Origin of the sequence: Vibrio renipiscarius (genome assembly GCF_000827885.1) — a bacterium.
Taxonomy (GTDB): domain Bacteria; phylum Pseudomonadota; class Gammaproteobacteria; order Enterobacterales; family Vibrionaceae; genus Vibrio; species Vibrio renipiscarius.
This window is the reverse complement of sequence record NZ_JTKH01000024.1, coordinates 1,041,114-1,051,674: the sequence shown is the minus strand read 5'-3', so window position 1 is coordinate 1,051,674 and position 10,561 is coordinate 1,041,114. Positions and strand designations below refer to the sequence as shown.

Annotated in this window: 8 protein-coding genes; 2 read left to right on the top strand and 6 right to left on the bottom strand. The window is 43.8% G+C overall.

What is annotated here, in order from left to right; all coding sequences use genetic code 11:
• A partial coding sequence (locus tag OJ16_RS18350) for an Ig-like domain-containing protein (RefSeq protein WP_040992694.1) occupies nt 1-2,227 on the bottom strand: 2,227 nt, incomplete at its 3' end.
• A 360-nt stretch (nt 2,228-2,587) separates the two neighbouring features.
• Between OJ16_RS18350 and OJ16_RS18345 the strand changes: the two genes are divergently transcribed.
• Entirely contained in the window at nt 2,588-3,205 is a 618-nt protein-coding gene (locus OJ16_RS18345) for a PGAP1-like alpha/beta domain-containing protein (protein WP_040992786.1), read from the top strand.
• Nucleotides 3,206-3,305: 100 nt separating this feature from the next.
• The gene (locus OJ16_RS18340) at nt 3,306-3,647 is read left to right on the top strand and encodes an ArsR/SmtB family transcription factor (protein ID WP_040992693.1); all 342 of its coding nucleotides are present in this window, start codon (nt 3,306-3,308) and stop codon (nt 3,645-3,647) included.
• 67 nt (nt 3,648-3,714) lie between these two features.
• On the opposite strand, the gene OJ16_RS18335 is transcribed toward OJ16_RS18340, so the two are convergent.
• The 5 genes from OJ16_RS18335 to OJ16_RS18315 all read right to left on the bottom strand — a co-directional run bounded on the left by OJ16_RS18335 (nt 3,715) and on the right by OJ16_RS18315 (nt 10,153).
• Entirely contained in the window at nt 3,715-5,742 is a 2,028-nt protein-coding gene (locus tag OJ16_RS18335; RefSeq protein WP_040992692.1) for an EAL domain-containing protein, read from the bottom strand.
• Between the two features lie 301 nt (nt 5,743-6,043).
• Complete coding sequence (locus OJ16_RS18330; RefSeq protein ID WP_040992691.1) at nt 6,044-6,883, bottom strand: mechanosensitive ion channel family protein; 840 nt, start codon at nt 6,881-6,883, stop codon at nt 6,044-6,046.
• A 95-nt stretch (nt 6,884-6,978) separates the two neighbouring features.
• Nucleotides 6,979-7,446 (bottom strand): DM13 domain-containing protein, encoded by a 468-nt coding sequence (locus tag OJ16_RS18325; RefSeq protein ID WP_040992690.1) that lies wholly within the window; start codon nt 7,444-7,446, stop codon nt 6,979-6,981.
• Between the two features lie 52 nt (nt 7,447-7,498).
• On the bottom strand, nt 7,499-8,728 hold the full coding sequence (gene pepT, locus OJ16_RS18320; protein ID WP_040992689.1) for a peptidase T: 1,230 nt from the start codon (nt 8,726-8,728) through the stop codon (nt 7,499-7,501).
• Nucleotides 8,729-8,944: 216 nt separating this feature from the next.
• Complete coding sequence (locus OJ16_RS18315) at nt 8,945-10,153, bottom strand: NupC/NupG family nucleoside CNT transporter (protein ID WP_040992688.1); 1,209 nt, start codon at nt 10,151-10,153, stop codon at nt 8,945-8,947.
• Nucleotides 10,154-10,561: the final 408 nt, after the last annotated feature.

Sequence of the window (10,561 nt, the reverse complement as noted above, 5' to 3'; positions counted from 1 at the left end):
TCACAATGATGGAGACTTTGGCTTCATCAAAGCCGCCTTTATCATCGGTAATGACGTAGTCAAAATGCGTATCGCCGCTAAACTCATCATCCAAATCGATATAGACGATGCCATCTTCAATCCAGATGTTGGCGTTGTTGGCATCCGACACGTGGGTAAAGCGGATGTTGTCGCCATCAGGATCGGCATCATTACCCAGCAGCTCAGAGACTGGGATTTGCAATACGTCGCCTTGATTGGCGACATACGCGCCGTCGCTTGACGCTTTAAAGCCGGTCAGGAAGTAATCGGAAGAGTCCGAACCTCGGCTCGGCTCGTTAACAAAGTCGACCGACTCAAACACGATGCTGTCAAACGCTACGCCGCCTAAGGCACTTTCATCAAAGCTGTAGGTGCCGTTACTGTTGCCTTCATTGGCGATAAACAATCCGCTGGCCACCGCGTTCTCACCGAAGTAAGCCACCCATTTGCCTTGCTCGTGGTTGCCGCTGCCGCCTTCGTTTTTATACAAGTTTGACACGGAGAAACTGAACTCGGTCACAGGCTCATCGAGATCAATTCTAAATTGCTCCGACTCACCGTCTGTGCGGTTGTATTGAATTTGCGCGCCTGGGCCGCCGTTTTCATCGCCCTCAACGCCGCGTTTCACGCCACTCTCAGTAATGTCTTTGTCATCACCTTGGTAGCTGCCGCTGACCTGCGCATCAGGATGGCTCCAGTCGTCACCGTTAAATTGACCCAGTGCCACTTCAAACGCCACCGGATCGTCGGTTGCAATTGGCGGCGCATTATCGGCTTCAACAAGACTCACGGTGCGCTCTTCACTGACGTTGTCGTCACTGTCGACGGCGCGGTAGTCAAAACTGTCGTCCGCAGGGTTCGCTTCAAAGTAGCGCAGTTCCCAGTTGCCGTCGCCAATGGTGGAGACTTCCACACTGGTGATTTGCGCGCCTTCTTGCCCTTCTGAGGCAAAGATTTCGATTTCTTTGAACAAGTCGCTATTGCCTGAGGTCTCTTTGGTGACCTCTTTGACAATCGTGCTGCCATCATCCAGAGACACGGTGATCAAGACGCTGGTTGGGTTGGCTTGTTGCGCGTCATAGAACCAGCCGCCTAAGCCATCCAGACCGAGCGTGACCGAATCTGCCGGACGCTCTGACATATCAATCACGATCGATTCGTTTGCTTGGATCCCATCCCCATTGCCCACACCCAGACCGTAACCAATGTGGTTTTTATCACCAAAGTATTGCGTCAGTGGTTGGTCGTTGTTGGATTCCGCGGTGATTCGGATCACGTCGTCGCTGCCTTCAAAGGTCAGCACGCGTTGGGTTGGGTCGCCATCGACGGGCTCACCCCAGTTAAGGAAGGAGGTGGTACTTTCATCGCCTTCAAAGCCTTCGGGCTCTTCTTTTACGCCTAGGAAGAAGCCGGTCGATTCGTCATCGTTTTCATAGGTAAACAACGTTGGGTCGAAGGTTTTCAGCTCGCCAATCACCTCGCCGTTGTCATCAAATTGGGTCAGATCTTCATCCGTTAATGCTTGGCCATCATAAAGCAGCGCGCCCGATTCAGGCAGACTGGTGATCACCACGCCTAATGGCGTATTGGCCGGATCGTCTTCTTCATCCGAAATGTGGTCATTGCCCGCATTCACATCGTCATTAAAGACGATAGCAGCGCCGCCATTTGAATCGAGTTCAACATCAAAACTCTCTGCGAGCGGCGGCGTATCGGGTTCAACAATAGGCGTTGGGGTTGAGCTAGGTTCAGTCACTAACAACCGAATTCGGTCAATTAAATCGAGACTTTGCGTTCTCGATAAACCGACCCCTTCAAAGCCTTGTGTTTCAAACAAGGTTTGAGCGATTAACTCACTGCCTGTTCGCTGAACAGAATCTAAAGATAAGCCACTTGAACCATTTTCGTCACCGGCAGCAGGGTCTAATTCTTCATCGATTTGGGTTGGATCTTGACCTTCTTCAATCGCTGCAGTTATTTTCTGTACGTCATCCGTAACATCACGTAATGTTCCATCCTCGGCCGCGACCGAGACATTCACCGCTGGCGCTTCAGCATCTGTGAGAGTTCCATCAGGCTGCATAACGATATCACCGGGTTGAGGCACATAATCCTCTTGAAGAGTTTTAATCGTTCCATCGACACCAATGACGATTACGCCACCGCTCGCAAGATTCGCTATTAATGCGTTAGCCCCAAATCCCATAAAACCACCTATCTATCATTCTAAATCTAAATGAAATAACGACCGAAAAAATCAGTTCATTTAATCTTAGTTCAAATAAAGATGACCATGTAGATTGAGACGCAAAAAGCTAAACTAACGACGCAAAGACCAAAGAACACAATAAACAAAATGATTTAAATTATTGCATTACAACCTTAATTGCCCTTTTTTCCGGCTGATTTCACGTTACTTATAAGACTTCCATTCTGATAAAAATTCGCCCCCCGGAGTGAGTTTGCCCTGCCAATACGTCATAAAATACAAATGAACATTGTTTTATTGTCGCAACTCTGGCAACTTATCACTGAGATGGACGGAAAATTAAGGGGAATCAAAGATATGAAGGTATTGATTTTACATGGCCTCTATATGCACAGTGTCGTAATGCAGCCCCTGAGCCATAAATTACGCAAACAGGGCTTTGAGACGCAAACTATCACCTACAATACCGTGTCGATTAATGAACAGGTCGTGTTCGCAAAAATTGATGCGGCATTATCAGACAACAAGACCAATATACTTGTCGGGCATAGCTTAGGCGGTTTAATTATCAAACAGTACCTGACTTCTCGCCGTCCACTCAGCAGCCAGATTAGCCACGTAATTACGATCGGTTCACCGATACAAGGAGCTTCAATCGTTGAACGAATCACGCAACTTGGTTTTTCTTCCATTTTGGGTAATTCACCGCAATTTGGTTTGAACCTTCATAATGACCGTTGGGACTTCCCCCAGAAGTTGGGGTGCATTGCAGGCACATTAGCGGTTGGCGTGCGTCCAATTTTGATGATGGATAACTCGACTATGTCGGATGGTACCGTAACGGTTGAAGAGACCATGATTGACGGTATGACGGATCACATTCAAACCCCGAGCTCACACACGAGTTTAATATACAGTGCCTTTGTTCCCGAACAAATCCAGCACTTTGTTCACTATGATGAGTTTCGAAGATAGCGACGCTAACCCTCTATTATACGCAGAGCATAAATCTTGATTCGCTATCTAAATAGAATTATCATTATCGCCATTCGACGATTCACTATACAAACTGCCAATGACCAATTGCAAAGTGATCAACACCGACGCTCTTGTGACGGATAAAGTCCAATTAGATAAAGAACAGCAACTCGCAGCACTTGCCAAAGCAATCGCACATCCTGCCCGAGTACGTATTTTGAACATCTTGTTCACGCTAGACAATTTGGGTGGTTGCCTAAACAGTGACTTGGTGTCTGAGCTTGGCCTCGCACAATCCACGGTATCTGAGCATCTACGCATACTCAAACTCGCAGGATTCATTGAGGCACAATCACTTCCACCTAAGATGTGCTACCGCATTAATCGAGATGCTTATAGCCACTTTCTAACTCTCGCTCAAGGCCTGCTACACGAGTAAATAACGCATGCTACTCTTTGGCTGACATTAAAAAAGGGCTTACGCATTAAACGTAAACCCTTGGAAATTAAAAAAACTTGTTGTCTGTAATGTCTTGTAGCGGCATCGGTTTATAAAAATAGTAACCTTGGATCAAATCGATTCCTTGCTCTTGCATAAAATCAATCTCATCTTGATGCTCTACCCCTTCAACCACAATCTCCGCACCAATGGTTCTGACAAGTTGAGTGGTAAGACTGAACATTTCTTTACCATTCTTTTGTTTTAAATTCAAAACCAAAGACCGATCAATCTTCACTTTGTCAAACTCATAACGACTCAAATAACCAATTGAAGAATAACCCGCACCAAAATCATCCAAAGCAATTTTTATGCCCTTTTTGCGTAACTCTTGGAACACGCACCACGTGGTTTTTTCGTCTTGAATAAGCAAATCTTCTGTAATTTCAAGCTCAACCTGATTGAAAGAAAGACTGCTTTTATCAATCATTTTGGTGATGATTTTAGCAAAGTTTTCAATCAGGAATGTATCCGGAGAAATGTTAATCGACACTTTGAAATTTGGGTTCACAGCGAGAGGCGCAACTTCTTCTAACGCCTGCTTAACCACCCATAAGTCTACTTCTGATGTCAGTCCGAGTTTAGCGAAACTGGATAAGAATGTAGGCGGTGTAATAACCCCTTCATGGCTCTTATGGCGAATGAGCACTTCCAGTGAATTGATACAGTTTTGCGTACTATCAACCTGTGGCTGATAAAACAGAATAAATTCACCCGATCTTTGCAGTTGGCTAATGTGCCTTTGCGCAGCCAAATTAGCACTCATTTGCGGCAAAATCCCCATCACATTACGCGTATTACCTAAATCACGATAATTGAAGAAGTTGTCAGACAACCCCTTTGTAAAAACGGCATTAGTACCTGACACTTTATCCATTTGCTTAAAAAATGGGTAATAAATGGCGATACCAATCACGATAATAACCATTTGGAGTAGCGCCGCATTCAGGTCGTTACCGGATGCGCTGTAACCACTTAAAAAGACCGGCGTCATCCAACTGATAAATGTATCTACTGGAGAAACAAAACCGGCTAGCGTGACAAAATAGGCCAATGTCAATCCAACGAGTGGCGCTAATATAAATGGCAAAATTAACAAAGGGTTAAAAATGACCGGTAAACCAAATAAAATGGGCTCATTAATATTAAAAACACTCAGAACGAGCGAAGCAATCGCGAGCGTTCGATAACCTTTATTCTTTGTAAAAAACAGCATACAGAGTACAAGACTTAGTGTGTTGCCTGCCCCACCAATCCCAGCATAAATATCATAAAAATTGCTCGTTAAAATAGGTAATGGCTGACCAATGCTCGCGTACAATTCATAGCTCTGTGCAGAGAACTCGTAAAGCTCACTTTTTAGAGAGGACAAAATAATATGGCCGTTAACGCCGATACTCCAAAAGAGAGTACGCGCCAACTCATACAATAAAGCATCCCCTAATGAATATTCATCAAGGTTTGGAATTAGGCGAGAATATTCACCGATTGACAACACCCAACCTTTTAAGGCCGTACCCGCCCCTACATACAAGACCACCATGAAAACGGCAGCGCCGACTAGGTTGATTGTTTGATCAACGACGTTGGGCAGATCTGATTCAACAAATAGCTTGTTTTTTTCAAAAATGTGCGTCGTTTTTGCTACGATCAATGGGATGATAATCGCGAGAAGATAATTGGTTGGAATAACCGTACCTGCATGCAACATGCCCCACTCATGCCCGAGAATGACATAAATAAGTAAAGACGGCGTAATAACGTTCGCTCGGGATGTTTTATGTAACGTCGCCAAAAACTGGGAGTAATACACGACGAGCAAGATAGGGAATAATTTCCATACCAATGTACTCGTGATTAGAATTTTTTCTGCCATAACGGCAAAACCAGCGTACGAAAGCCCATTGCCGATCAGCATACAAAATGCAGACAAAAGACTGATAGGAAGAAGCATTAAAAATACATTACATAAGCCATTAATGTACTCATTTTCCGATGTCTTCGACAGAAAATGATAAATTGATTGTGTTTTCATTGGGGCTTAATTTCCAATAATTGCGTAATGCAAGATTTTTAGAAAAAAATGCCGCACCTAATCTATCCTTGTGTTTCAAACCCTCGAGGGTAGTTGATCTATCAACAGTTGCGCCATACTAACTGCTCTTAACGAGCGGGTTTATCTCTTTTATTATTCATTATCATATAAATACACGCGCACGGTAGCGCCTCTGGCCCAAAACGTCCATTGCGATTATTTATCGTCACGAATTAACTTTTCTGTTGATTAGTATGATGTAGCTCACAAATTTATTCACGTCATCTCATTCGAATTAAAATCAGTGGACTGGATACCGAATTTCATACATCTCCATAAAATCTTTACGAATCAATTGTTCAAGGTGATTCGCCTGTTCAGTTGGGCAAAATAGCATAATATGGACGGTTTGTTCGCCAGTCGAAGTGCTGTTTATATGGATGTGAGGCTCTGAACCTGGTAAATCGACACCAGCGTGTTTTTCGATCACAGAGTTATAACGGCGGGCAACATCAATGAACGATTGGCAATGTTCTTCAACTTTCACGTGCAATTCAGGCAATAGAGGGTATAAATTTACGAAGTCTCTCACCACAATACTAAAATCGTGATAAACATAGCGCTTCATAAAATTTAAGTTTTTCACCGGGTAAGTAAAAAACATACTATTCGGTAACGTGGCTGTTTTCCCCGTAAAATGGTATTGCCCATGGTACAAATCAATTTCTTGTATCACTGTTGCCATCATATTGTGTTCAATGACTTCACCACACAGTTTCCCAACTTCTATCCAATCCCCAATTCGAAATGACCGAGAGCTTGCACGTTGAATCGATCCGGTGAAACACAGAATGATTTCTTTACTCGCCACCACGACCGCAACAGCGATTGCTGTTAATGACAGTGCAAATTCATTAATTTCAGATTGCCAAAGGATAAACAAACTTAAAACCGTCACCGTGAAGGCGCCGTTTTTCGTTCGTGATATCCAATTTCGTTGATCTTCAGAAAGAAACGCAACGTCGCCACGAATCTTAGCCAGTGTGATTCGACGAATGATTGAAATGAGCAATACAATCAGCGCAGAAAACGCCAGTTTATGAGTTAGAAGAAAATCGATAACAACTTGTACTTTCTCCACGCTCGACTCCTGTCAGTGGTTTAGAAGGGTTAGCCAATAGGCATGAAAAATAACATCAATGCTTTAACTTCCCACACTAAGCGGAGAAAATCCAGTTACTTATATTGAGCTGATGTAATAAATTGGTCAAAACTTTCACACCAAATAATCACGGTATTGAAATCTTCAACATTGACACTTTCTGGTAATGCAAGCGAAAAACGATCAAAGGTCTTAACCTCCCCCACGGAGATCATGTCACTCTTGTATTGTTGAAAAGCCGCTTCCGTTTCAATATAAACAGGTGAAAGGTACATTTTATAGTCAGGCCCCGGAGCTAGCTCACCCATAAAGACGATTTGACTGTCGCTCAGTGATACAACACCTTCTCCCCAATGCAAGAAATCACTGTCTTTCCTCTCCCTCTCAAACGTTCCGCTAAAGAGTGCATGCTTTGAAACTTGTTCGACATCCTTAACCGCGGGAGCGGTCGGTTCAGTGAGAATGGGCAAAGCGTAGATACCTAGCGCAAAGCCCATTGCACCGACAATTAAGTGTGAAAAGACAAGCAAAATACGTTTCATTATTGATCACTCCAAAATCAAACTCTTACTTAATCCTAGAGCAATCAGCGTATTATCGGTAATTAAGCGCCGTTTTTTCTGCCAATCTCACAATTACCTTAACTGCGTCTTGCATACCTTCTTCCGTAATAAACTCATGGATACCATGGAAGTTATAGCCGCCAGTAAAGATATTTGGACATGGTAACCCCATAAACGACAAGCGCGCGCCGTCAGTCCCCCCGCGTATCGGCTTAATGTTCGGCTCGATATCGCAGTCGATCATTGCCTGCTTTGCTAATTCGATAATATGTGGAAACGGCTCAACCATTTCTTTCATATTGAAGTAAGAGTCATTCATCTTTAACTCTACTCGACCGGAGTGGTATTCACCGTTGAGCTGCTCAACAATCTGCTGCATAAATGCTTTGCGCACTTCAAGTGCAGAACGGTCAAAATCACGAATGATGTAACCAAGTTCGCTGCGGGCAACCGACATTTTCGCTGATTTCAAATGATAGAAGCCCTGATACCCTTCGGTGCATTCCGGCGTTTCATCGGCAGGCATCATCATTTGAAAGCGCGCCGCCATATTCATGGAATTGACCATTTTATCTTTAGCAGTACCAGGGTGAACATTAATACCATGGAAGATCACATCCGCATTGGTTGCGTTGAAGTTTTCATACTCCAACTCTCCCACTGGGCCACCATCAATCGTATACGCCCACTGCGCACCAAATTTTTCAACATCGAAGAGATCGGCCCCGCGGCCAATTTCTTCATCCGGGGTAAAACCAATGCAAATATCACCGTGGGGAATGTGAGGGTTCTTTATCAGTTCTGCCATCGCGGTAATAATTTCGGCAATGCCCGCTTTGTTATCCGCGCCCAACAACGTAGTACCATCGGTGCAAATGATATTGCAACCATGCAGTTTATCGAGTTCAGGGTAGTGAATAGGTGAAAGAACTTCATCGCCTGTGCCTAAAGCAATGTCGCCACCTTGATAATCTTCAACAATTTGCGGCTTCACATGCTTGCCGGAAGCATCAGGGGCAGTGTCCATGTGCGCGACAAAGCCAATCGCAGGAACAGGATAGTCAACATTACTTGGTAAACACGCCATTAGATAGCCGTTGTCATCAAGTGAAACCTTACTCAAACCGAGTTCGATTAACTCTAATTTTAAAGCTTGAGCAAAAGTAAGCTGACCTTCGCTGCTTGGGCAGCGTAATTCATTAGGGTTAGACTGAGTGTCGAAAGTGACATAACGCAAAAAGCGTTCAACCAAATTATTCATATTCCATACGTTCCAAGTAAATTTCCCTCCTTGATACTACGCTTTCAGTCTATGAATTTTTTGCTATAAATCATGATTTTATCAATTTCATTCCGAGTAAAATGACTTAAATAACGGCTTAATGATTCGTTAAACAGGCCCTCAACATGCTTGGCAGAAATGAAACATAAAAAAAACGCCTCACTAAAAAGGAGGCGTTTTTATAGAAATCAGGATTTATAACAGAATAAAGATACCGGCCAAACAAGCACTCATTAGGTTCGCAAGTGTACCTGCTGCAACGGCTTTAAGACCGAGATTCGCCACTTCAGAACGGCGATCGGGTGCAATCACACCAATCGAACCCAGTTGAATCGCAATAGAACCGATATTAGCGAAACCACAAAGCGCGAAAGTAATGATCACTTGTGAGTGCTCCGACAACAATTGCTTGTGCTCGACGAAGTCAATGAACGCGACAAACTCATTCATAATGATCTTTTGGCCAATATAAGAGCCAGCCATCAAAACTTCATGTTTTGGTACACCGATAACCCAAGCAAGTGGTGCAAATAAGTAACCAAAGATGCCTTGTAGAGTGATACCCGAGAAGCCAACAAGCTCACCAAAATTCTCTAGGCCTGTATTGACCATCGCAATGACTGAAACAAACGCAATTAGCATGGTACCAACCGCTACCGCCACTTTCATGCCGTTCATCGCACCACTGGCAAGCGCATCAATAACATTACTATCTTGTGCTTTATCCATTGCAATCTGTGTTTGGTCGATTGGCACATCACGTTCTGGAACGATGATCTTAGCCATCATCAGACTACCAGGTGCCGCCATAAAACTTGCCGCAATCAGATATTTTAAATCCACGCCTAAACCCGCGTAGCCGCCTAACACGCTACCCGCAACAGAAGCCATGCCCGCAGACATCACGACAAATAATTCAGAGCGTGTCATACGCGATAAAAATGGACGAACAAGAAGTGGGGACTCACCTTGAGAAAGGAAAATATTACCCGTCGCGACCAAAGATTCCGCTTTACTGGTACCCAAGAACTTTTGAATACCGCCACCGATAAACTCAATGACCTTTTGCATAATACCTAAATAGTAAAGAGCAGAGATCAGTGCGCTAAAGAAGATAATAATAGGGAGAACGCGTACTGCAAAAATGAAACCCGAAGTGGCCAAATCACCAAATAAAAATTTGATGCCTTCGTCTGCGAAGGAAAGCAACCCTGCCACTGCACTACTCATACTGGTGAGCGCAGCTTGACCCAATGGAAAATATAGCACTAAAGCGGCAAAACCCACTTGCAACATTAGGGCGCGGGACACTGTTTTCCAGTTAATTGATTGACGACTTTCCGACAAAATAACTGCGCAACCGATCAGAGCGAGAACGCCGATTAAACCAAATAATACATTCACTTAAGATTACCTTTACAAGCATTTAGTTGGTAGCTGGTCCGGTCCGTGGGGTCATTCACCATTCCTTGTGACGGCTTGTAATTGGCAGAGCGGATGCTCATAACCGGGCGGAAAGTATAAACATCAATATGAGATATTCATCACATATTTTCACGCAAACGTTCAAGCGACCAAACTTTAACCACGCAAACGCTTGCTCAATTAATGTGCGATAAAGAAGTACAACAAAGAGGCTCTCAACCAATAGATGAGATTTAGATCTCAAAAATTAATATGAAAACATTAATATTCATATGCACCTTGGCACTATTTCCAGGCTTTTCTATAGTTACAACAGTTAGCGTACTCCTTGCGTTCACTACAACGTCTACGGAAACCCCTTAACAATCATAATAATCTTAGCCTCAC

Bases quoted from the DNA above. Each gene is read 5' to 3' on its own strand.
- OJ16_RS18325 (WP_040992690.1), bottom strand. From the start codon at position 7,446: ATGAAACGTATTTTGCTTGTCTTTTCACACTTAATTGTCGGTGCAATG.
- pepT (WP_040992689.1), bottom strand. From the start codon at position 8,728: ATGAATAATTTGGTTGAACGCTTTTTGCGTTATGTCACTTTCGACACT.
- OJ16_RS18340 (WP_040992693.1), top strand. From the start codon at position 3,306: ATGACCAATTGCAAAGTGATCAACACCGACGCTCTTGTGACGGATAAA.
- OJ16_RS18345 (WP_040992786.1), top strand. From the start codon at position 2,588: ATGAAGGTATTGATTTTACATGGCCTCTATATGCACAGTGTCGTAATG.
- OJ16_RS18335 (WP_040992692.1), bottom strand. From the start codon at position 5,742: ATGAAAACACAATCAATTTATCATTTTCTGTCGAAGACATCGGAAAAT.